The organism is Candidatus Cryosericum septentrionale (genome assembly GCF_003570995.1).
In the GTDB taxonomy this organism is placed as follows: Bacteria; Caldisericota; Caldisericia; order Cryosericales; family Cryosericaceae; genus Cryosericum; species Cryosericum septentrionale.
Genome location: NZ_QXIY01000029.1, coordinates 1 through 21336 on the forward strand (window position 1 = coordinate 1; position 21336 = coordinate 21336).

Annotated in this window: 21 protein-coding genes; 2 read left to right on the forward strand and 19 right to left on the reverse strand. The window is 60.4% G+C overall.

The genetic code is table 11. From position 1 onward, the window contains the following. Nucleotides 1-128: 128 nt before the first annotated feature. The 4 genes from SMC1_RS11275 to SMC1_RS06285 form a co-directional block, all read right to left on the reverse strand. The gene (locus SMC1_RS11275) at nucleotides 129-467 is read right to left on the reverse strand and encodes a hypothetical protein (RefSeq protein ID WP_119085924.1); all 339 of its coding nucleotides are present in this window, start codon (nucleotides 465-467) and stop codon (nucleotides 129-131) included. Between the two features lie 127 nt (nucleotides 468-594). After that, nucleotides 595-1194 (reverse strand): type IV toxin-antitoxin system AbiEi family antitoxin domain-containing protein, encoded by a 600-nt coding sequence (locus SMC1_RS06275; protein WP_119085925.1) that lies wholly within the window; start codon nucleotides 1192-1194, stop codon nucleotides 595-597. Next, nucleotides 1191-2024, reverse strand: a complete 834-nt coding sequence (locus SMC1_RS06280) for a nucleotidyl transferase AbiEii/AbiGii toxin family protein (protein WP_165849272.1) — start codon at nucleotides 2022-2024, stop codon at nucleotides 1191-1193. Before SMC1_RS06280 ends, SMC1_RS06275 begins: the two co-directional genes overlap by 4 nt. 132 nt (nucleotides 2025-2156) lie before the next feature. Next, complete coding sequence (locus SMC1_RS06285; protein ID WP_165849273.1) at nucleotides 2157-4751, reverse strand: CHASE4 domain-containing protein; 2595 nt, start codon at nucleotides 4749-4751, stop codon at nucleotides 2157-2159. A 167-nt stretch (nucleotides 4752-4918) separates the two neighbouring features. On the opposite strand from SMC1_RS06285, the gene SMC1_RS06290 reads away from it, so the two are divergent. Continuing rightward, complete coding sequence (locus SMC1_RS06290; protein WP_119085928.1) at nucleotides 4919-6331, forward strand: MFS transporter; 1413 nt, start codon at nucleotides 4919-4921, stop codon at nucleotides 6329-6331. Nucleotides 6332-6536: 205 nt separating this feature from the next. Here SMC1_RS06290 and SMC1_RS06295 read toward each other — a convergent pair whose 3' ends face one another. The 11 genes from SMC1_RS06295 to SMC1_RS06345 all read right to left on the reverse strand — a co-directional run bounded on the left by SMC1_RS06295 (nucleotide 6537) and on the right by SMC1_RS06345 (nucleotide 17092). After that, a complete protein-coding gene (locus SMC1_RS06295) occupies nucleotides 6537-6926 on the reverse strand; it encodes a desulfoferrodoxin (RefSeq protein ID WP_119085929.1) in 390 nt (129 codons plus the stop codon). Nucleotides 6927-7103: 177 nt separating this feature from the next. Continuing rightward, the gene (locus SMC1_RS06300) at nucleotides 7104-8516 is read right to left on the reverse strand and encodes an aspartate kinase (RefSeq protein ID WP_207799331.1); all 1413 of its coding nucleotides are present in this window, start codon (nucleotides 8514-8516) and stop codon (nucleotides 7104-7106) included. Next, on the reverse strand, nucleotides 8513-9589 hold the full coding sequence (gene asd, locus SMC1_RS06305) for an aspartate-semialdehyde dehydrogenase (RefSeq protein WP_119085930.1): 1077 nt from the start codon (nucleotides 9587-9589) through the stop codon (nucleotides 8513-8515). Before asd ends, SMC1_RS06300 begins: the two co-directional genes overlap by 4 nt. 204 nt (nucleotides 9590-9793) lie before the next feature. After that, nucleotides 9794-10366, reverse strand: coding sequence for an orotate phosphoribosyltransferase (gene pyrE, locus SMC1_RS06310; RefSeq protein WP_119085931.1), 573 nt, complete (start codon nucleotides 10364-10366; stop codon nucleotides 9794-9796). An 18-nt stretch (nucleotides 10367-10384) separates the two neighbouring features. After that, nucleotides 10385-11302, reverse strand: a complete 918-nt coding sequence (locus SMC1_RS06315) for a dihydroorotate dehydrogenase (RefSeq protein WP_119085932.1) — start codon at nucleotides 11300-11302, stop codon at nucleotides 10385-10387. Next, complete coding sequence (locus SMC1_RS06320; protein WP_119085933.1) at nucleotides 11295-12047, reverse strand: dihydroorotate dehydrogenase electron transfer subunit; 753 nt, start codon at nucleotides 12045-12047, stop codon at nucleotides 11295-11297. Before SMC1_RS06320 ends, SMC1_RS06315 begins: the two co-directional genes overlap by 8 nt. Further along, on the reverse strand, nucleotides 12044-12919 hold the full coding sequence (gene pyrF, locus SMC1_RS06325) for an orotidine-5'-phosphate decarboxylase (protein WP_119085934.1): 876 nt from the start codon (nucleotides 12917-12919) through the stop codon (nucleotides 12044-12046). Before pyrF ends, SMC1_RS06320 begins: the two co-directional genes overlap by 4 nt. Further along, on the reverse strand, nucleotides 12916-14142 hold the full coding sequence (locus SMC1_RS06330) for a dihydroorotase (RefSeq protein WP_119085935.1): 1227 nt from the start codon (nucleotides 14140-14142) through the stop codon (nucleotides 12916-12918). Before SMC1_RS06330 ends, pyrF begins: the two co-directional genes overlap by 4 nt. 6 nt (nucleotides 14143-14148) lie before the next feature. Further along, the gene (locus SMC1_RS06335; protein WP_119085936.1) at nucleotides 14149-14580 is read right to left on the reverse strand and encodes an aspartate carbamoyltransferase regulatory subunit; all 432 of its coding nucleotides are present in this window, start codon (nucleotides 14578-14580) and stop codon (nucleotides 14149-14151) included. Nucleotide 14581: 1 nt separating this feature from the next. Beyond that, the gene (pyrB, locus tag SMC1_RS06340; RefSeq protein WP_119085937.1) at nucleotides 14582-15502 is read right to left on the reverse strand and encodes an aspartate carbamoyltransferase; all 921 of its coding nucleotides are present in this window, start codon (nucleotides 15500-15502) and stop codon (nucleotides 14582-14584) included. Between the two features lie 180 nt (nucleotides 15503-15682). Further along, the gene (locus tag SMC1_RS06345; protein WP_119085938.1) at nucleotides 15683-17092 is read right to left on the reverse strand and encodes an RNB domain-containing ribonuclease; all 1410 of its coding nucleotides are present in this window, start codon (nucleotides 17090-17092) and stop codon (nucleotides 15683-15685) included. 128 nt (nucleotides 17093-17220) lie between these two features. On the opposite strand from SMC1_RS06345, the gene SMC1_RS10615 reads away from it, so the two are divergent. Further along, entirely contained in the window at nucleotides 17221-17382 is a 162-nt protein-coding gene (locus tag SMC1_RS10615; RefSeq protein ID WP_207799332.1) for a hypothetical protein, read from the forward strand. Between the two features lie 67 nt (nucleotides 17383-17449). Here SMC1_RS10615 and SMC1_RS06350 read toward each other — a convergent pair whose 3' ends face one another. From SMC1_RS06350 to SMC1_RS06365, 4 genes are all read right to left on the reverse strand, one after another. Continuing rightward, on the reverse strand, nucleotides 17450-18973 hold the full coding sequence (locus SMC1_RS06350) for a sugar ABC transporter ATP-binding protein (protein ID WP_119085939.1): 1524 nt from the start codon (nucleotides 18971-18973) through the stop codon (nucleotides 17450-17452). Between the two features lie 11 nt (nucleotides 18974-18984). Next, nucleotides 18985-19944: an ABC transporter permease gene (locus tag SMC1_RS06355; protein ID WP_119085940.1), complete on the reverse strand. Its 960-nt coding sequence runs from the start codon at nucleotides 19942-19944 to the stop codon at nucleotides 18985-18987. Between the two features lie 106 nt (nucleotides 19945-20050). Then, nucleotides 20051-21043: a sugar-binding protein gene (locus SMC1_RS06360; protein WP_119085941.1), complete on the reverse strand. Its 993-nt coding sequence runs from the start codon at nucleotides 21041-21043 to the stop codon at nucleotides 20051-20053. Next, on the reverse strand, nucleotides 21040-21306 hold the full coding sequence (locus tag SMC1_RS06365) for a hypothetical protein (RefSeq protein WP_119085942.1): 267 nt from the start codon (nucleotides 21304-21306) through the stop codon (nucleotides 21040-21042). The genes SMC1_RS06360 and SMC1_RS06365 overlap by 4 nt, the downstream gene beginning before the upstream one ends. Between the last annotated feature and the right edge of the window lie 30 nt (nucleotides 21307-21336).

The following is a 21336-nucleotide window of genomic DNA, read 5'->3' on the forward strand; positions in this document are numbered from 1 at the left end:
TACCCGAGATCATAGAAGACTGAACAATTCGGAGCTTAAGGAATGAGGGCATACATTTTTTCAAAGGAGTGTAGGTCACATCGAGATGACGCCCACACTGTTCGACGGGCTCGCCACTGTGGCGGATTCTATACGGTAAGCTGCTGACCTGCCGTCTGTACTGTACAGACGGTATTTGTAGATATGAGAAGGGGCCTGTGGTGCCTGCAAGGAACACCGACGCGCCAGCCGCGTAGAGATCTGGCGCTGTTTGGGACAAAGTAGCCGTCCATGACGTCGATGTGAAACAAGCCAACGCCAGCCGTGGCAAGCAGCTGAATCTCCTCGCCAAGTCGTAATGGGTCACAGCACATCAGCGAAACGGAAACAAGAGGTGCATCCGTTGTGATAGTCGTGAGGATCTCCGTATCCAGAAATCGGGAAGTCATCCCCGCCCCATCGCTACAAAAATCGGAGATTTCTTGCATATAAATCAGTATACCATTGTCTAGAATGTGTGGCAGGCGCCCGCGTACGGCATTGTCTTAGCTGCCGCAAGGCGGGAGATGGGTTCCCGCCTTCGCGGGAACGACGGATGGAGATGTATTGCTCCCGCTACAGTGCGACCTTTAGCTGGTGGAAGCTGTCCTCCAGGTGCATGAGCCAGACGTACCGGCGCAAGGGAGCCTTGTGGAGCTCGGCAAGATCCATGTCGTCCAGCAGGCTGCGCATGCGGTCCTCACTGAGTTCGCGTGTCCTCCGGTACCGGAGGTAGACAAGGTCGCACAACGCTTTCTCCGGCTCGGCCAAGTCATACGTGTCACGCCTGTGGTACCCAATGAACCACCTGGACTGCAGGTGATGGAACTCAAACCGCGTGTTCATGGCATCTACCGTACCGGTCGAACCTGTCGTGACAAGTGTCATCGTGAACGGTGACTGACTGAGGATACCCTGGCGGGCGAGGGCCGATTCCATGCTGATGTATGCTGGCGATTTCAGGACCATGGCTAGCTCTTCCTGGGTCGGAGGATTGTAGGGGTTAGGGTAGAGTCCCTTTGAGACTCGACTCAGCATCCCTCGTGAGACTAGGCGGCTCAGCTCGACGCGGACGCTGGGCATGTCTCTGCTCAGCAGTGTCGCGAAGTCCACGGTGCGGAAGAGTTTCTTCTGCTTGTAGGTGCTCAGCAGGTCCAGGTAGTCACGGGTGCTCATGACGCTCCAGCCAGCTGGTTCAGGAGAGTATCCATCATTGCGGCAACGCCGGCGTTCATGTCCGGAAATGCAGGCGCCATGGCGCCATACAGCCGGGCAGGAAGGAAGCGTTTCATCTCGGCGTCGAGCGCGCTGAGTCCGTTGGTTTCGATGCTTGTCTTGCTGTGCCGGATCCTGCTGGTCAAGTCCATCAGAGTCGTTCCATAGTCGGCCGCCTTGGCGACAACCGCGCCCGCCTCCGGCACAGCTACGTGACGTTCGTGGGTGAGAAACCAGGTATCCCAGATATCCCTGCCCTTCACGTAGGAGCAAAGTGCGAGAGCCACCAGTTTGTCCACAAGGATCTCGGATTCGTCTTCGACGACGATCGCGACATCGACCGTATCGGAACGCATGACTTTTGGACGCGGTGACCGGCTGGGGACACCTGAGAACTCCAGGTTGATGACAAGCCCCCCGACCGGCGGTTGCAGCTCAAGTCGGCACCGATAGCCCGCGAATATGACTTCCGCCTTCTGCTCTCTGAGACTGGGGCGGTCAGCAAACGGGACTTCGCGGCGCATGAACGATGGCAGACCCTCCAGCAGGGCAGCCAGGTTCAGGCCTGCGATCGTCCTCCCTGGTCGGAGCACGAAATGGAGGTCCTCGGAGAATCTGGTTCCGCCGTACACGAGGCGGATGGCTGTGTCTCCCCGGAAGACGCCGTGAACGAAGAACCCCCGTTTACTGAGGTATCGCAGGATGAGGCGCTGCAGCTCCTCCCGGATAACCTGATCGAGAGGGAGAGCGTTGGCACTGCTGTATGCAACGAGTTCTGCGTAACTTCTCACCGTCAACCTCCATTGTCGATTGTTAACATTAGTGTAAACAATCGACAATGGAGGTCAAGAGTGCCGGGGGAGTCGGCTGGGCAGCGAGGTTGTTCCCGCTGGACGTGACTGGACGAAGGTGGGCCCTGACTGCTATGAACTGAGCGGCGGACTGGACGATTCGCGCAGGACACGCTCCAGTTGCTCCATCGTGTAGGGTTTGGAGAGGGATGCGATGAAGCCGCGCTGGGCGTACTCGGCGATCGAAGCGTCGTCGGAGTAGCCGCTGGAGACGATGACGCGGGCGTCGGGATAGAGTTCGTGCAGTCTCTGGACCGCTTCTCGACCTCCCATGCCGCCAGGGACCGTCAGGTCCATGATAACCAGGTCGAAGGGGTGCTGTTCGGTCACTGCTTGCGCATAGGCTGTGAGCGCGGCTTCCCCGTCTGGTACGGCGGTCGTCTCGTAGCCAAGACGCCGGGCCATGGCGCATGTCACGTCGGCGACGGTCTGCTCGTCATCCATGACCAGGAGGCGGCCTGTGGCAGAGCCATGCTCCCTCTCCGGCTTCGCAGCCTTGGGTTGGGTCACTGGTCCCCGGGCGACCGGCATGCACAGCTGAACCGTCGTTCCCTTGCCTGCAGCCGATTCGATGAGGAGGTCTCCCCCGTGCCGCCTGGCAATGGACCGTGCGGTAGCGAGTCCGACCCCATGTCCCGATGGTTTCGTCGTGAAGAAAGGATCGAACAGGAGCTTCATGTCTTCCGGGGCAATGCCGGGACCAGTGTCCGTTATCTGGATGACGACACAGTCTCCGGGTGCGGCGAACCCGATGGGATGCTCCTCCGAGACGGTCTGGCTGCGAAGAGCAATGTTCAGTGCGCCCCCCGACGGCATCGCGTCCCGCGCGTTCAGGATGATGTTCTGCAACATCTGAAACAACTGGTTGCGGTCACCCTCAACTGCGGCCAGAACTCCGTCGACACTCACTTGTAGTGCGACATTCGAGCCGCTGAGAGTGAATCTCGCCACTTCCTGGATGATGGACTCGACGTCAATGTTTTCCTTGACAGGAGCGCCACCCCGAGAGAAGGTCAGCAGCTGACCGGCGAGAGCCTGAGCGCGGTCAGCTGCTATGCGAGCAACTTCCAGGTAGTGTTGGGACTCAGTGGGTTCCTCCAGAGACGAGTCTGCCAGCGAGATGTTTCCCTTTACCACTGTCAGAACGTTGTTGAAGTCGTGGGCGATACCAGCAGCGAGCATGCCCAGCGATTCCAGGGATTGATTGCGCAGCAGCTCGTGTTCCATGCGAAGACGTTCGGTGATGTCCCGGGCGATGTAGAAGGTGCCTGTCAACTGTTCGTTGTCCCAGAGGCGCTGACCACTCACATCGAGAGTCCGGCGGTCGCCGTCACGTGTCAGAACGTCGATGATTGTCGTCGATACGGTGTCGCCGCTCTCGATTGCGGCGGCGGCCCTGACTGCAGACTCGCGGCTGTCCGGACTGACGACGTCGAGGATGCTGCGACCAAGCAGGTCTTTCTCATCGTACCCAAGAACCGAGCATACGGACCGGTTGACCAGGGTCACCTTGCCATGCGTGTCCAGTGCGAAGATGAGGTCGTGTGCATGGTCGAAATAGTCATGCAGTCGTTTTCGATCCCGCTCCAGTTCCTCCGCCATTCGGTCCTTGTCCCGCTGAGTCTGTTGCAGCGACTCCAGGGTTGTGTTGACATCTGTGGCCAGCTGCGAGAGTTCGTCCGAGCCGGGCAGGTGCACGCGCAGTGCAAGGTCGCTGGTATGCCCGACCTCTGCCACCTGACTCCCTAGCGACGTCACCCGTTTCAGGATGGTGTGGTTAAAGACGAAAATGGCAAGGGCGGCCAGTAGGAAACCTATCATGCTGGTGGCCAAAACGACGATGCGCTTCAACTGAGTGATTTCGGTAGACTGGGTGCGCTTTGCGGTGGTCGCGAGGAGGAAGGCGGGATTTCCGGCAAGGTCGGTGTGCTGCTCGAACCCGCGAACCTCGTCAGTTCCGGTAGGCAGACCAACGGTAGATTGTCCCTGCGTGAGCAGCGCGAGTGCCCGCGACTCGACCGTGTCTGGCTGAACTTGACTGACAGGCTGGAAAGTGACGGGGCCGCCCACGGTCTCAGCCATGCCGGCGAAGAACGCATCGTCGAGATACCGCACGAAGACCAGCACTCCCCGTGCAGGACCAGTGCTTGCGCTTGTCAGAATAGGGCGAGCAGCCACCATCACGACACGTTTCTCAACCTCTATGTACCCTGTGAGGCCGGGGTGGACCATGGCTTGTGTCCACGGCGCTGTTCCTGGCCTAAGTTGCTTGACGAGGTCTGCCACAGTGTCATCCAGAGTCTGGTTTGCGAGGGTTTGGAACTTGGCAGAGACGACCTTGCCGCTGGTGTCCAGAACCACCATGATGTCCACATCTATCGTGGCAAGACTGCTGGGGGTAAGATTCGAGTCTGCATATGCGGGGTTCTGGTCGACGACGTACTGGTACGTATCGTCCCAGTACGCCCAGTCGGAGCAGGTACTTCCCAACGCGCCTAGAACGTAGTCCATATACGAATGTGCTCGCAGGACCTGACGCTGGGCACTCTCGTTGTCGACGCGAGCATACGTTCTGTCAATGGTCACGCCAGTTAGCACGTAGAACGCCGCGACGAAGACGGTCAAGGCAATGAGAGCAACTATAGACAGTCTGGTGCGCAGACTCATGACACCTCCCACCATACTCAGCGTAGAATACTATAGGCAGCGGGACACCAAACACAAGGACAAGGTGCGAGTGGCCTCGGCCCGTTGGAGCGGTGCTCCGAGCGTAATCAGTGCTCGGTGACCTGCTATACTGAATGTGCATCACGGGCGAAGCGGAGGATGGCAGTATGAGCGAAAGAAAGGAGGGGAAGAACGACGTGATCTCTCGTAGATGCTACAGGCCCGCCGGGTTCCGCGCGTTCCTGCTTGTTTGGTCTGGGCAGGTCCTGTCGATGGTCGGCTCGGCCATGACCGCGTTTGCGCTCAGCATCTGGGCTTACCAGAAAACCGGCCTCGCAACATCTCTCGCGCTGGTCGACTTCTTCTTCCTCGGGGCAACAATCGTGGCGACTCCGCTCGCGGGCGTGTATGTCGACCGATGGAACCGCAAGCTGACGATGATGCTGTCGGACCTTCTGGCGGTTACGGCTACCATCGCTGCACTGGTGCTGTACCTGTCGGGGCATCTCCAGGTCTGGCACCTGTATGTGGCCGCCTCGCTGCAGGGACTGGGATCGGCGTTCCAGTGGCCGGCCTACTCAGCCGCCATCTCGCAGATGATGCCCAAGGAGCACTATGCACGCGCCAGCGGACTCATGTCGCTGGCCGACAGCGGCTCGCTCATTATCGCGCCGATCCTGGCTGGATTCCTGATCCATTTCATCCACGTCGGGGGCATCATGACCATCGACATCATCACGTTTGGCGTCGCCGTCCTGGCTCTGCTGGCCGTGGAGGTTCCGCGCCACGTCCCGGACGCGTCGGTCCAGGAGTCCATGTGGAGGCAGATGACGTTTGGATTCAGATTCATCCGCGAGCGCGGTCCCCTGCTGTCGCTCGTCAGCATATTCGCGGTCTCCAACTTCATGATTTCGCTGTCGGCCCCGCTGTTCACACCCATGATCCTGGCCCGCACGGGCCAGAATGCCACCGCGCTTGGGTTTGTCCAGTCGGCGGCCGGTATCGGCGGTGTGCTGGGTGGGTTCCTGCTCGGCGTGTGGGGCGGTCCCAGGGACAAGGTGCGCGGCATTCTGCTGGGCGACCCCCTGAACTTCATGGTGATGGGCCTGTGTGTCTTTCTGGGACGTACGCCGTTGGTATGGGCAGCCGGCTTCTTGGTGACCGAATGTGTCGGGACGATGGTGAACGGTCTCTCCCAGTCCATCTGGCAGGCCAAGGTGCCCGCCGGACTACAGGGGCGCGTATTCTCGGCGAGGCGTATGATCGCCTGGATCGTCATGCCTGTCGCCATACTGCTGGCCGGCCCCTTGGCCGACAAGGTGTTCGAGCCGGCGATGCGTCCGGGCGGAGCGCTGGTTCCCGTCTTCGCACGTATCACCGGGACCGGCTCCGGGGCAGGGATGGCCGTCCTGTACCTGCTGAGCACCACGGCTGCTTCGGCCGTCACACTGGCAGGATTTCTCGTGCCTCGCCTCCGCAATCTCGAGAAGCTGTTGCCAGACCACGACGTGGTACCAACATGCACCACCGGAGCCGAGGTCGCCGCGGTCCTCGACACCCTGGCGTCGGACGAGGGATAAGCGCAGGAGGGAGATTGGTTCTGAAGCGTGCCCCGCAGCATGTGCTGTGAACCACTTTCTTGGTTGTCCTGCACGAACATTCGTCTCGCCGGCCCTTGAGGTTTTTTGTCTCAAAGGCCGGCGAGTGCACGACGAGAAAATAAGACTCTTTGTTACCTGCTCATAGATTGCTTGTGGAACGCTTTCCTTGAGGATCTTTTGTACTCTATACCAGCTTCTTGGACCAGAGCCCGTGGACGTTGCAGTAGACTCTTACCTGAATCAAGTCCTCGAGGCTGTGGCCGATATGCATTTCGGGCTTGTCTCCCGGATGCAGCGGTATTCTCATGACTTTGCCGTCTTTCATGAATACCTCAATCCACTCGATGTAATGTTTCTCTTCCATTGGATGCGGAACAGATCCGATTTTGATTATAATCCCACGCTCTGCTTTTTCGACAACCGGCAGGTGTTTCTCGCTTCCTGCGTCAGTGGATTTCTCAACCATCTTTGTCATTGGTTGACCGCAGCAAACAAGATCGCTCTCTCCCTCATGGATAATTTCAACGATGCCGCCGCAGATTTCGCACTTATAAAGCTCGTACTTCTGTGTCATTCCGCTACCTCCTTGTCTCGCCACAAATTGCTGGATCGCTCAAGGCCATCTACACTTATTGTATCACCGTTGTCCGTTGCTTTATCTACCTTTGTGTGAAGTACAAATGTGTTACAAGGGCGGGGGCATGCCGCCGTTATCCTTGTAGTAGCCGGAGCGTCTTGTCCTGGCGTTTGGCTACGTCGTTGCCGCCAGGCCGAATGCGGCGTGAATAGCGCGCACGGCTCGCTGAACCTCTTTCTCGGCGATGAGCGCCGAGATATTAACTTCACTGGAGCCCTGGGCGATCATGAGCAGGTTGATGTTTTCGGACGCCAGCGAGGTGAACAGGCGGGCGGCGACACCGGGTGTGCCGCGCATGCCGTCACCCACGACGGCGACGACGGCGACGTGCCGCATAGCGGTGATGTCCCGGATGACCGTGCTGCCGGCGAATTCCTTGCGCAGCAGGCGCGTCGCTTGTTCGGCGTCGGTCTGGGTCATGACCAGTGAGACATTGGCCATCGATGAGCTCTGCGAGATCATCAGGACGGGGAGCTGAGCAGCTGCAAGGAGGCTGAAGACCCTGCTGACGACGTCCGACGTGCCGACCATTGCTGCTCCACCGATCGTCAGCGCCGTGAGCTTTCGGATCGAGGTCACCGCCTTGACGGGACCCGCTTCGGGCGCGTCGGCGCATACGATGGTACCGGGAGATGACGGCAGGAAGGCGCTTCGGATGCGGATGGGGATGCCGGCCTCCTGGACGGGTGCGACCGTCATGGGATGGAGGACCTTGGCACCAAACCAGGCCAGTTCCATGACCTCGCGATACGAAAGGGCCGGCACACGGACGGCATCTGGGACGAGCTTTGGGTCAGCTGTCATGACCCCGTCGACTTCTTTCCAGATCCACACCTCCTCGGCCGGCAGGCATGCGCCCAGGATGGTGGCAGTGTAGTCCGACCCGCCTCTTCCGAGCGTCGTGATGACGCCTTCCTCGTTGGCTCCGACAAACCCGGTGACAACAGGGGTGAGTCCACGGTCCAGCAAAGGTGTCAGGGCACGTGGAACGGTTTTCCGTGCGACGTCCAGCAGGGGTGCGGCGCTGCCGAAGGTGTCGTCGGTTATGATCCCGGCCTCGCCGCCGGTCAGCGACCTGGACGTCAGACCCGCCGCACGAAGGGCCGCGGACATGATGGGGGCCGAGCAGCGTTCGCCAAACGAGACGATGAGGTCGCGCGAACGGGGCGTGAGTTCGTGCAGCATGGCGACGCCCGCCAGTGCCTGCCTGAGCGACACGAACAGCGCATGTTCCTCGTCCACCACGGGCTGGACGGCCATCGCAGGGGACGAGCTGAAGACGGTCTGGACCGCGTCTTCATGCCGTCTCTCGAGGAGGTCCACTGCCTGAGCGACCTCGTCGCCATGTCCCTGGCGAGCCCTGTCGGCCAAGTCGAGGAGTGCGTCGGTGATGCTGGCCATGGCGGAGACCACGACGATGGCGCGGGTGTTCTTGTGTGCCGCCTGCGCGACCAGCTGGGCCGAGTGCATGATGGCCGCGGCATCCTGAACGAGGACGCCGCCGAACTTCATGACGACGGTTTTCACAGGAGACCCTTCGCCGCCAGCAGTTCGGCGGTCAGGACGGCATTGCCTGCGGCGCCGCGGATGGTGTTGTGGGACAGGACCGTGTACTTGATCCCCGTTGCGAATGCGGGATCGCTGCGGACGCGTCCGACGACCGCCGCCATGCCGCGGGCTCGTGCTGGTTCGCCTGCAAGGCGGTCAAGGCGCGGCTGGGGACGGTCAGACTCGGAGCGCACGATGATGGGGTAGTCGGGAGCCGTGGGGAGGTGCAGGTGCTGGGGCTCTCCCTGGAAGCTGCGCATCACGCTCTCGACCTCTTCGGGGGACGCCGGACGGTCGAGTTCCACCAGAACGGACTCGGTGTGTCCCTCCAGCACCGCCACGCGATTGCACGAGGCGCTGACGGGGATGTCAGCCGGCTGGAAGACCCCGTTCAGCCAGGAGCCGAGCATTTTCCGGGTCTCACGCTCCATCTTTTCTTCTTCGCCTTTGATGTATGGGATGAGGTTGTCGACAATGGCCATCGAAGGTACCCCGGCATACCCGGCACCCGACAGGGCCTGCATCGTCACGACGACGATCCGTCGAATACCGAACGCTAGCTGGAGAGGCTTGAGCGACAGGACCAACCCCGCAGTACTGCAGTTGGGGCCGGTGACGATGAATCCTCGCTTGCCTCCCTTGCGCTGTATGGACAAAGCTTCCAGGTGGTCGGCGTTGACCTCGGGTACGATGAGTGGGACGTCCCCGTCCATGCGATGTGACGCAGAGTCGGCGACGACCGCCATACCTGCTTCCGCAAGCGACCGCTCGACGGGGCCGGCAACGTCGCTGGGCAGTGCAGAGAAGACCAGTGTGGCGCCGGTTGCGGTGATAGCCTCGGCCGTGCATGGGAGGACAGTCATGCTGCGTGCGCGGGCCGGGATGTCTCCCGGGATGTACCAGCGTGCGACGTCTCCGTACTGCTTGCCGGCCGACCGTTCACTGGCGGCGACACCGGCCAGCTCGAACCAGGGGTGGTCCGACAGCATCGCGACGTAGATCTGACCGACCATTCCTGTTGCTCCACACACAACTGCTTTCGTTCGTTCCATTGTTGTCCCCTCTGTTACGGATCCCCCAGGGCTTGCGCTGCTGAGGAGTTGAGAGGCAGCGTAGCGTAGGGGACGTTTCTGTCAAGCGCAAACCGCGTCAGCAACTTCTCGTTCTCCCAGACTGTTACACTTCGGGACGGTTCCAAAGTGTAACACTCTCAGACAAATGCGTTCAGGAGAGGCCCATCTGGTTGCTGCAGCAGGTCAGGCGTTCCCCCTGCTCCCGGGCTTTACCCAGGGGATCCCCTGCTTGCAGAGCGGGCAGTCGTCTGCTGGCCAGCTCTCGATGGTGAGGCGGATGGAGCTCCAGACAGGATACTGGATGAGTTCGGCGCTACGGTTGACGATGCACGCGATGCCGATGACCTCGCCGCCGCATTCGCGGATGACCTTCGCGGTCTCCTCCGAAGACTTCCCGGTCGTGACGACGTCTTCGCTGATGATGCAGCGCGTGCCTTCGGCGATGACAAAGCCGCGGCGCAGGGCCATGACACCGTTCTCACGTTCCACGAAGATGCCGGGTTTACCCAACTGGCGTCCTAGTTCATACGCAACGATGATGCCGCCCATGGCGGGCCCTACGATGAGGTCGAAGGGTACCGGGCGGAACTGCTCGGCCGCGACTGCCAGAACGCGGGCCGCGCGGTCGGGGTACTGCAGGAGACGCGCACACTGGACGTAGCGATCGCTGTGCCTGCCGGACGAGAGCAGGAAATGCCCCTGGAGCAGGGCTCCGGTTTCCTTGAGTTCGTTCAGAACCAGTTCGTCAGTTGTCATATTCTCCTCCTGAGTCTGTTACAGTTTTGGAACCGTCCCGAGAATGTTACAGACGGTCGCGAGGCTGGTCAGGTGTTCGTTTGCGCAGTAGCGTTCCAGGCCGTCGATAATTTCGAGCATTGTGGTCGGCTTGACAAAGGTTGCGGTGCCGACCTGCACCGCGGTCGCGCCTGCCATGATGAACTCGAGGGCGTCCTGCCAGGTGGCGATGCCACCAATGCCGACGACCGGGATGTGGACGGCGCGGGCCACCTCCCAGACCATGCGCAGGGCGATGGGCTTGATGCACGGACCGGACAGGCCGGCAGTCACATTGTCGAAGACGGCCTTGCGGGCGTGAATATCGATTGCCAGAGCCTTGAATGTGTTGACCAGCGACACAGCATCAGCTCCTGCCTGTTCGCAGGCGATCGCCATCGCCGTGATGTCTTCGGCGTTGGGAGACAGCTTGACCATGAGCGGCTTGCTGCACACGCGGCGAACCGCCCCGACGACGCCCGCTGCTACCTCACTGTTGATGCCGAAAGCCATGCCGCCTTCGTGCACGTTGGGACAGCTGATGTTGAGTTCGACGATGTCGACCCCATCGGCATTGGAGAGCAGCCGGACGCCTTCGATGTATTCCTCCAGGTCGCCGCCACCGACGTTGGCAATGATGGCCGTACCCAGCGTACGCATGCGCGGCAGTTCGCGCTCCAGGAAGACGGGGATGCCCGGGTTCTGGAGCCCCACCGAGTTCATCATGCCGGCGGGCGTCTCCCAGACGCGCAGGCCGGGGTTGCCCTCGCGCGGGTGCAAGGTGAGGCCCTTGGTGCAGATGCCGCCCAGCCTGCCGACGTCGAACAACTGGCTGTATTCGGCGCCAAAGCCAAAGGTGCCGGACGCCGCGATGACAGGATTTTTGAGCGTGACGCCGCACAGGGTTGTCTCAAGCATGCCAGATCACCTCCGCTGCGTCAAAGACGGGACCGTCTGCGCAGACGAGCTTGTTGCCGAGGACCGTCGGACACGAACAGACCAGGCAGGCGCCGACGCCGCACGCCATGTGTGCTTCGAGCGAAGCCTGACAGGGGACGCCGGCTTCAGCGCACAGGTGTGCCACGCGCGCCATCATGGGCATGGGTCCGCACGTCACCACCGTGTCATACACATGTGGGTCAAAGATCGCCGTACAGAATCCCCTGGTGCCGTTACACCCATCTTCCGTAGTGACCCGTACGTCCACGCTGAGGTCCACGAGTTGGGCAACCGCGTAGGGGTGACTCCTGAAACCCGCGATCACGGTCACGTCACCGGGAGGCAGCGTGCGTGCAAGGCAGAACATGGGTGCAATGCCGATGCCGCCGGTCACAATGGCTATCCTGCCGCGCAACCCCTCGGTGCGGAAGCCATGGCCGAGCGGTCCGCTCAGTGCCACCTTGCCTCCTTGCTCGAGGCGCGCCAGCAGTTCGGTTCCCCTGCCGCGCACCTGGTAGAGGAAGCTGACGATGTCCTCTTCTACGTTGTGGACGCTGATGGGGCGTGCCAGCAGTGGTTCACGTTCCCAGGCGCGCAGCATATAGAATTGACCGGGGGTGCCCCCGGTCGTGGTTGCGACGGTCAGACGGTAGACGTCCTCGGTCAGGCGTTCCTGCGAAAGGACCGTCGCTCCTTCGACGTACGCAGGCGATGAGCTCGTCACGTCTGCAGCGCGTTCACGGCCGCGCGGATATCATCCCGCATGCGTTCCACTTCGGCCCCAGCACAGGCGTCGAAGTGCGCAGCACCGCCTTCCTGCTTCTTCCACGCCAGCAGGATGCCGCGACTGGAGTTGACGATGCCGCCATTGCCATTTGTCAGGTACAGCGCAACGTCGGCAGCCGTGCCGCCCTGGGCGCCATAGCCGGGGACGAGGAAGAAGACAGTGTTCAGCTGCTGTCGCAGAACCTGTGCCTCCTCCACGTGGGTGCAGCCGACAACGCCCCCGACACTGCTGTAGCCGCAGGTGCCGATGTGGTGCGTCCCAAGCTCGGCGACACGCCGGCCAACCTCGGTGTAGACGCGGGCGCCGGACTTCTGCTCGAGATACTGGATGTCGACGGCCCCCGGATTGCTGGTGCGGATGAGGACAAAGAGGCCCTTGTCATGGTCCTGGACCCAGGGCAGCCAGGGTTCGATGCTGTCCATGCCCATATATGGCGAGAGGGTCACGTAGTCGGCCTCGAACTCGCCCTCGAAGTGTGCCTTGGCATACATCTGGGCGGTGGCGGCGATGTCGCCGCGTTTGATGTCCGCGACAGCGATGCAGCCCTTGCCGCGGATGTATTGCAGTGTCCTGGCGTAGGTGCGCAGCCCCTCCAGCCCCAGTGCCTCGTAGTAGGCGATCTGCAGCTTGAAGCATGCGCAACTTGCTGTCGTGGCGTCCACGATACGCCGGTTGAACTGGAACAGGGCTTCGCCTGGATCGTCGAACCCTGCGCGGAACTCCGGCGGCAGGTATTCTATGGCGGTATCCAGGCCAACGCAGACGGGGCCGCGCATTGCTACTGCGTCAAACAACTTGTCGACGATCATTGGCGTTCCTCCTGGTTCGATGTGGTATCATCGTAGACGACCCTTCCCGCCCTGATGGTTATGACTGCGCGGCCGACCAGCGTCCTGCCGTCGAATGGGGTGTTGTGCCCCTTGCTTGCGAATGCCGTTGCGTCGACGGTCCACGGGGTGTTGAGGTCCACGAGCACGAGGTCGCCATCGTAGCTGGGGGCGATACAGCCCTTGTTCAGGCCCAGGATGCGTGCCGGATTCCTGCTCATGAGTTCAGTAAGTCGTGCGAGCGTGATGTGCCCTGAGCGGATCAGCGTCGTGTAGCAGACGCCGAAGGCGGTTTCCAGACCCACCATGCCCGGAGCGCCGGCGGCTTTGTCATCTGCCGTGTGGGGTGCGTGGTCGGTGGCGATGGCATCGACCCACCCTTGTTCCACGGCACGAATCAAGAAGTCCACATCCTGCTGTGTCCGTAGCGGGGGGTTCACGCGGTAACTGGTTGCGCTGGTCAGTGCCAGGTGGTGCGGAGTGACTTCACACGTGACCGCCTGCCCCCGTTCCTTGGCTGCGATGACGGCGCGCATGGAGCCCTCGGTGCTGACGTGTGCGATGTGCAGACGACAGCCGGCCGCGCGCGCCAGCTCGATGTTGCGGTGCGTCATCAGGTCTTCGGCCAGACGATAGTCGGTGCCAGAGAGGTTCATGTCTTCGCAGTGACACATGACCGTCAGGCCCAGCCTTGCGGCGGCTGTCATCGCCTGCAGCATGACGCGGGCGTCCATGACGTCATGTCCGTCATCGGTGATGATGCGCACTGCATCTCCCAGCGATTCAAGGTGGTCGACTGTCACTCCGTCCATGTTCCTCGTGATGGAGGCGCACTGGTGCACGTCGATGAGGCCGATGGAGGCCGCGCGGTCGAGCACGTCCTGCACCTGCAGTCTGCTGCTGATAACAGGCTTTGTGTTTGCCATGAGATTGATGGCCGTATAGCCACCACGCACGGCTGCATGGCTGCCACTCGTCAGGTCTTCCTTGTGCGTCACCCCGGGGTCCCTGAAGTGGGCGTGCAGGTCGCAAAAAGCGGGCAGGCACGTAAGCCCGCCCGCTTCGACAGCGGCGCCGTCAGAGGGGAGTTCCCGTCCGACGGCGGTGATGACACCGCCCCTGATGAGGATGTCCACCTTTCCATCCTGGACGGAATCGACCACATGTGCCCCGCGTATCAGGAGTGATTTGGTGTCAGATACCATTGTTCCTCAGTCCTTGCCGACCGTGTAGATCTCGTCGCAGTACTGGCAACGGTACTGGCCGAGTTCACGGTTCACCAGTGTGAAGACCTGCGGCACGTACTTCTCGACCGACGTGATGCAGCGCGGGTTCTTGCATTTGATGACGTCCTCTACCCGGTCTGGCAGGTCGGGCCTCACCTTGCGCACGATGTGCTCGTCCTCGATGACGTTGACGGTGACGTTCGGGTCGATGAGCGCCAACATCGTGACATCGAAGTCGACGTTGTTCTCGATCTTGATGATATCCTTGCGTCCCAGGCGCGTGCTGGCCGCGTTCATGATGAGGGCGACCGAGTAGTCGGCCTTGTCCAGGCCCAGCTGGTAGAACATACGGATGCCGAGGCCTGCGCGGATGTGGTCGATGACGATGCCGTTCTTGATGCTCGTGATGGTCAACATCTCAGCTCACCCCCAGCAGTTTCGAAATCAGGGCCATGCGCACGTACATGCCAAATTTCGCCTGCTTGAAGTAGTAGGCGCGCGGGTCACTGTCGACGTCGTAGGCGATCTCGCCGACACGGGGCAGCGGGTGCATGACGATCATGTCCTGACGGGCCAGCCGCATCTTCTCTGCGTCCAGGACGTAGACGTCCTTGAGGCGGACGTAGTCGTCTTCGTTGAAGAAGCGCTCCTTCTGGACACGGGTCATGTACAGGATGTCCAGGTCGCTGATGACATCGTCGAGGCGTTCGACCTCCTGGTATGGGATGCCTTTGGCGGCCAGGTCTGCGGTGACGTAGTCGGGGACGCGCAGCTCTTTGGGCGAGATGAGCACGAACCGGTTGTCCGGGTAGCGCGAGGTGGCCTTGATGAGCGAGTGGACCGTGCGGCCGAACTTGAGGTCCCCGCAGCAGCCGATGGTGAGCCCCGTCAGCTGGTGCTTCACCGAGCGGATGGTCAGGAGGTCCGTCAGCGTCTGCGTCGGGTGCAGGTGGCCGCCGTCGCCCGCGTTGATGACGGGGACGGGCGAATACTGGCTGGCGATGCGCGGTGCCCCCTCCTTGGGGTGACGCATGACGATGATGTCAGCGTAGCACGCTACCGTGCGGATGGTGTCGGCGACGCTCTCGCCCTTGGCGACTGAACTGGAGGCAGGTTCGGCGAAGCCGACGACGTTGCCGCCGAGACGGAGCATGGCAGCCTCAAAGCTGAAACGGGTACGGGTGGAGGGTTCGTAGAAGAGTGTTGCGAGAATGGAAGAGTCACACAGGTGATTGAATTGAGCGGGAGATTGAATAATCTGGTCAGCGAAGTCAAAAATCTCGTCGAGCTCCCCAGGACTGAAGTCCGTCGGGTCAAGCAGGTGCCTGCCTTTGAGCATACTGTTCCCCCATTGTCTGAGTACCGGGGCACGTGACCCTTAAAAAGTATACGAAGGTCGTCTTTTCGTGCAAGCGTTTTCCTTCACAGATGATGAGACGGTCCTGCCGGCAAGAAGGCACGGCCGCCGCTGGTCCAATACCGGACCGTCATCCGCCAGTCGATGGTTCAACTCCCGTTCCTAGCCACGAACTCTCTTGAGATCGATGAATCCCCTGTCGACGTCTACCGAGAGAAGCTGGACCCGCGTACGCTGGCCGACATCCAGCCCTTCGAAGCCTTTGACCACCCTGCCTTCAACCGGCACAGTGAGCAGCCGTGCCCACGTTCCCTTGTCGGCAGCGCCAGTAACGATGGCGTCGAACTGTTCTCCTATCCGGGATTCGAGGAGGAGTGCCGCGGCGGACTTCTCGACCTGCCGTTCGACCTTGTTGGCGGCGTCTTCCTGATCTGTACAGTGTGTCGCCAGGGCTGTCAGCTCGTCGATGCTGTATGGCACAGGCTTTTTCGCGATGGCCGCTTTCGCCAGGCGCTGGGTGATGAGGTCCGGATACCGGCGATTGGGGGCGGTGGAATGCGTGTAGTCCCGGACCGCAAGACCAAAGTGTCCCTCGGCATTTGCTCCTGGCAGTTCTGCAGCATATTCACCGGGCCCCAGGAGCTTGATGATCGTGAGGGACAGGTCGGGGAACGTCACCGGATCAGCGGCCTTCGCGCTGGTCAGGAAGCCCTCGAGTGCCTTCGAATTGGGAGCCTCAGGAAGCTTGAATCCATGCTCGGCGGCTACTTCGATGATACGGTCCCAGCGCTTTGGCGTGTGCACGACGCGGCGCATCGAGGGAAACCCTTGAGAGCTGAGAAACCGCACCGTAACGCCGTTGGCTGCGATCATGAAGTCCTCAATGAGTTCCGTGGCGCGATTTTTCTCCTGCACTTGGAGATTGCTGATTGTGTCGCCCTCAAACAGTGGTCTTGCCTCGATGGTCTGCAGACTGAGCGCTCCAAGGATATGGCGGTGACCCTTCAGGAGTTGGGCAGCCTTGTCCTGGAGTGACAGATTCTCGGCTAGGCCGGGCACGGCGGCGACGGGTTGCGGCATTGGTCCGGTTTCCTCTAGCCATGCCGCGACGCTGCTATACGCCAGTTTGGCATGATTGCGGACGATGGCAAGACGGTCTTGGTCCTGGTTCAGCGAGGTGAGGTCAGTAGACAGCTTGTCGGGAAACATGGGAAACTTCTCGGCAGCGGTGTACACCGACGTGGTGTTGGTGCGCGCGTGGTCGTCGATTGCGGACCCAATCTTGACAAGAGCATCGACATTCGCCACGGCGACAAGAATCCTGGTGGTTGCATCTTGCATGACTTCCGCGACCGTCAGCTGGTCGAGGTCCATGGAGTCGTCGTTGTCGATGGAGCACCACGGCAGGGCCCGGAGGTCGCGCGCGGGTGCGTCGCCGGCAAGGACGGGCCCGTCGATGCGGTCGACCTCGGCCAGTACCTCGGACGAGAAGTCAGGAAGCAATCCTCTCTCGAGCATCACACGGTGAGCGATGCTCTGCAGAATAGTACGGTGTTTGGTTTCATTTATCATCACAGGAACTCCTTCATTCCAGAGTGAGACTCTGCCTGAGTCTTGCTGTCAGTATAGCAACGTCAACTCAAATCGCTTCATGTGCGTTGAATCACGAAGAAATCATCGTCAACGGAGAGAGGGTGGCCATGATGCTGACATGCCCATGTGAGCATGTGGAAGAGAAGAACAACTCCGTCATCCACACATTCATGGGGTATGACCGGGATGACAGTCAGGGGGAGGAGAGCCTCCTGAACCGACTTTACCTCGCGCTGCACCTCATGGTGGACTGGTTCCTTCCCAGCTAGAAGCTCCTACACGAGGTCAGGACCGAATCGGTTCCGAAATCGATACCGAGGACATACTCGTTGGATATTATGCAGTCTCCTTTACGCCGTTCGCCGAACCGGAGAACGCGGCGCTCATGATGGTTTCCTGGGTCGCATCCTTGCGGTCGAGGATGGTCCGTACCTTACCCTCCTGCATGACGACGACCCGATCGGACAGCCCAAGAATCTCAGCAAGTTCTGAAGAAATGAGGACGATGGCGACGCCTGAATCGGCGAGTTCCGCGATGATCCTATGTACCTCGCTCTTGGCGTGGACGTCAATACCGCGGGTCGGTTCGTCGAGGATCAGGAGCTTCGGCACCGTGGCAAGCCATTTGGCGATGACGACCTTCTGCTGGTTTCCACCGGAGAGGTTGGAGATGATCTGTTCCCGGTTCGTCAGCTTGATGTCGAGCGATTTGATGTACTTGTCGGTGATCTCCCGCTCCTGGGTCCGATTGATGATGCCGAACCAGTTGGTAAGCACCTTGTGGATGCTCATCGTCAGGTTGTCGCGGACGGTCATCTTCAGGACGAGAGACTGGACCTTCCGGTCTTCGGGAAGGTAGGCGATTCCGTGGGCTACCGCCTCCTCGGGGCTTCTGATCTCGACCGGTTTTCCGTTGAGGAGGACCTCCCCTTTCGTCTTCTTTACCGCGCCGATAATGAGCCGCGCCGTTTCCGTGCGGCCCGCGCCGATCAGCCCCGCGAGTCCGAGGATCTCTCCCTTGTGGACGGCAAAGCTCACGTCGTCGACGTAGGGCGGGCCGGAAAGGTTCTTCACCTCGAAGACGACCTCGTCTGAAGGCTTCGCCGTGCGCTTGGTGTAGAGGGTCGATATTTCGCGGCCGACCATCTTCATGATGAGCTGGTCCTGGGACGAATCCTTCGTCACCAGTTCTCCTACGTTCTCGCCGTCGCGGAGGACGACGATGCGGTCCGTGATGTCGAAGGCCTCGTCCAGCTTGTGCGAGATGAAGATGACAGAGATGCCCCTGGATTTGAGCTCCCTGATGACGCCGAAGAGCTTGGTGGTCTCCCGGTCGCTCAGGGAGGAGGTCGGCTCGTCCATGATGAGGAGGTTCACGTTCATGAGGAGGGCCTTGGCGATCTCGATCATCTGCTGCTGGGCCGTGCTGAGCTTTTTCACCTCGGTGTCCATGTTGACCGAGACATCGAGGTATTTGAAAACCTCGGCCGCCTTCTCCTGCATCGTCTTGAGATCGAGGAAGGGCGAGTTCTTCCTGTATAGCTCGCGTCCCAGGAAGAGGTTGTCGAGGGGCTTCAGGTTCGGGCAGTTATTGAGCTCCTGGAAGATGATGGAGATTCCCGCCACCTGGGCCTGCCGCGTCGTGGCGAAGGATACCTGCTTTCCGCCCCAGGTGACCGTCCCTGAATCGAGCCGGTACACGCCGGTGAGGATCTTCATCAGCGTCGACTTTCCCGAACCGTTTTCCCCCATGAGACCGACGACCTCACCGGGCTTGACCTCGAGATCGACGTCGTGGAGGGCAAGGACGCCAGGGAACGACTTCGTGATGCCCTTCATTACCAGAGTCTTGTTTTCCATGCTAGATCTGCCTATTTCTTCCGGATATGGTCGAGTACGGCCGCGAGCACGATGACGGTACCGATGATGGCCGTCTGCCAGTAGGACGAGACTCTCATCAGTACGAGGCCGTTGGCGAGGACGCCGATGATGCAAGCACCGATGAGGCAGCCGAGCACGCTTCCAGCGCCGCCGGCGAGCGAGGTACCGCCGATGACGGCCGAGGCGATCGCGTTCATCTCCCAGCCGGTCCCCGCGTCCGCCTGGGCAGAGTTGAACCGCGCCACCAGGATGATGCCGACGAGGCTCGCGGTGAAGGCGGCGATCACGTAGAGGAAGAATTTGATCTTTTTGACGTTGACGCCGGAAAGGAAGGTCGCCGTTTCGTTGCCGCCGATGGCGTAGATCCGCCGCCCGAACGAGGTCTTCGTAAGGACTATCTCGGCGATAACGGCGACAACGACCATGATCCAGACCGGAACAGGAATACTGAGGAAGTCGCCTTGGGCGATAAACAGGATCGACTTGGGGATGTTCGTGATCGGCCAGCCCTTGGTGTAAATGAGGATCGTTCCGCGGGCGATCTCCTGGGCACCGAGGGTGACAATGAAGGGGGGTATAAACACGTACGAGACGAGCCAGCCGTTAAAAACACCGATGACCATGCCGATGACCATGCCGAACAGGATTGCAAGCACCGGATTGACGCCGGACGCCATCGCGCCAGCCGATGCGACGCCGGAGAGGCCCATGATGGCGCCGACCGACAGGTCAATGCCGCCGGTGAGGATGACAAAAAGCTCGCCAATGGCCACGATGGCCACGAGGGCAATCTGGCGGGAAACGAGATAGATGTTGTCTCCGCTCAGGAAGTTCGGAGCCATGATCTCGATGATCGCCATCACGATGAGAAGTGCCAGGAAGATTGCCGACTCGCGCTGTTTGACGATTTCGGAGACCACAGACCGGCCTCTCGCCTGTTTCTTTCCCATGGTAGTTTCTCCTTTCGACTAAAGGGACATACTTCGTGCGAAGGCGGAAAGCATTCGCGTTATGACGCGCGGGAGGTTGCCCGCGCGTCGACGGTACGCTACCGTATTACTTGCCGCCGGTAGTTGCCCCGGCGAACTCTTTCTTCATGTCGTCCATGTAGGTGGCGACGTTGGCTTTCGTGACGATGACCATGCCGGTATCGATGTTCTGGAGGGTCTTGCCTTGCGTCGCAGCGAGGAGGTTCTCGATGGAGAGCCAACCCATCTTGTAGGTCTTCTGGACGAGGCAGAACGCGATGGACCCATCTGTGATTCCATCGAGGGTATCCTTGACGTCGTCGAATCCGCCGAGGATAATCTGGCCCTGTGTCAGGTGCTTCTTCGCGATCGCATCCTTGACGGCGTTGTTGGCACCGGCGATTTCCGCGGAAACCGCGAAAATCGCATTCAGCTTCGGATAGGCCACGATGATCGCTTCCGTCTTGCTCTGGGTGACGCTTAAGTCGCCGCCCTCGTCAACGACGTCGAGGATCTTAATGTCCGGCGCAACCTGGGCCATCGTTTCCTTGAAGCCTTGGGTGCGGAGGTTGAGGTTCGAGGCGGCGAGGCCACCCTGGAGGATGATCAGGTTGCCCTTGTTGCCCATAAGCTTGGCCATCTGCTTCGCAGCTGCGGAACCGGCGCTCTTGTTGTCGGTGCCGATGTAGCAGAGTGCCGCGGTGGAAGGAGCCGGTGCGTCAAAGGTGATGACCTTGATACCTGCCTTGGTCGCCTCGTCGATGACCGGCACGAGTCCGGCGTCGTCGACGGCGGAAATCGCGATGCCGTCGACCTTCTTGGCGATCAGGTCCTCAATAACCTGGACCTGGAGGGGAAGCTCGAACTTTTGCGGGACGGCCTCCTCAACAGTGATGCCGTATTTGGCGGCGGCATCCACGAAACCCTGGTAGCACGGTATATAGTATGGATGGACTCCCTTCGGAACCATCACGAACGTCAGCTGCTTGGTGGCGGCCTTCTTTGTGCAGGACGTGAGCATGATCATCGGGATGATCACGACCACGACGACGAGCAGTATGAACGCGTTTCGTTTCTTCATCTTACTCTCCTTTGTACATCTCGACCCACCGTCAAAGCTTTCGCTTTGCCGACAGTGTCGGTAATGCCCAGCTCTATGAGACCGTCGGCGTTCATGACAGCCTCTTCCTCATCGACGATCGATAAACCATGTTCCGCATCGTCCTCCAGCGGAAGGTTTTCCCCGAAAAAGACATCGAGGGGCATAAAGATTTCCCGCTCGCACGATTCGCTCACTGTATTGCTGATGTGTCCTAGCTTCAAGATGTGGTTACAAGTTGACACTCCAGAATCTCCTTACTTTTGTTCTCTGTC

What these genes read in the sequence shown, in the direction of transcription:
- SMC1_RS11275 (WP_119085924.1), bottom strand. Translation starts at nt 467, where the DNA reads ATGCAAGAAATCTCCGATTTTTGTAGCGATGGGGCGGGGATGACTTCC.
- SMC1_RS06275 (WP_119085925.1), bottom strand. Translation starts at nt 1,194, where the DNA reads ATGAGCACCCGTGACTACCTGGACCTGCTGAGCACCTACAAGCAGAAG.
- SMC1_RS06285 (WP_165849273.1), bottom strand. Translation starts at nt 4,751, where the DNA reads ATGAGTCTGCGCACCAGACTGTCTATAGTTGCTCTCATTGCCTTGACC.
- SMC1_RS06290 (WP_119085928.1), top strand. Translation starts at nt 4,919, where the DNA reads ATGAGCGAAAGAAAGGAGGGGAAGAACGACGTGATCTCTCGTAGATGC.
- SMC1_RS06295 (WP_119085929.1), bottom strand. Translation starts at nt 6,926, where the DNA reads ATGACACAGAAGTACGAGCTTTATAAGTGCGAAATCTGCGGCGGCATC.
- asd (WP_119085930.1), bottom strand. Translation starts at nt 9,589, where the DNA reads ATGGAACGAACGAAAGCAGTTGTGTGTGGAGCAACAGGAATGGTCGGT.
- pyrE (WP_119085931.1), bottom strand. Translation starts at nt 10,366, where the DNA reads ATGACAACTGACGAACTGGTTCTGAACGAACTCAAGGAAACCGGAGCC.
- SMC1_RS06315 (WP_119085932.1), bottom strand. Translation starts at nt 11,302, where the DNA reads ATGCTTGAGACAACCCTGTGCGGCGTCACGCTCAAAAATCCTGTCATC.
- pyrF (WP_119085934.1), bottom strand. Translation starts at nt 12,919, where the DNA reads ATGATCGTCGACAAGTTGTTTGACGCAGTAGCAATGCGCGGCCCCGTC.
- SMC1_RS06330 (WP_119085935.1), bottom strand. Translation starts at nt 14,142, where the DNA reads ATGGTATCTGACACCAAATCACTCCTGATACGCGGGGCACATGTGGTC.
- SMC1_RS06335 (WP_119085936.1), bottom strand. Translation starts at nt 14,580, where the DNA reads ATGTTGACCATCACGAGCATCAAGAACGGCATCGTCATCGACCACATC.
- pyrB (WP_119085937.1), bottom strand. Translation starts at nt 15,502, where the DNA reads ATGCTCAAAGGCAGGCACCTGCTTGACCCGACGGACTTCAGTCCTGGG.
- SMC1_RS06345 (WP_119085938.1), bottom strand. Translation starts at nt 17,092, where the DNA reads ATGATAAATGAAACCAAACACCGTACTATTCTGCAGAGCATCGCTCAC.
- SMC1_RS10615 (WP_207799332.1), top strand. Translation starts at nt 17,221, where the DNA reads ATGATGCTGACATGCCCATGTGAGCATGTGGAAGAGAAGAACAACTCC.
- SMC1_RS06350 (WP_119085939.1), bottom strand. Translation starts at nt 18,973, where the DNA reads ATGGAAAACAAGACTCTGGTAATGAAGGGCATCACGAAGTCGTTCCCT.
- SMC1_RS06355 (WP_119085940.1), bottom strand. Translation starts at nt 19,944, where the DNA reads ATGGGAAAGAAACAGGCGAGAGGCCGGTCTGTGGTCTCCGAAATCGTC.
- SMC1_RS06360 (WP_119085941.1), bottom strand. Translation starts at nt 21,043, where the DNA reads ATGAAGAAACGAAACGCGTTCATACTGCTCGTCGTCGTGGTCGTGATC.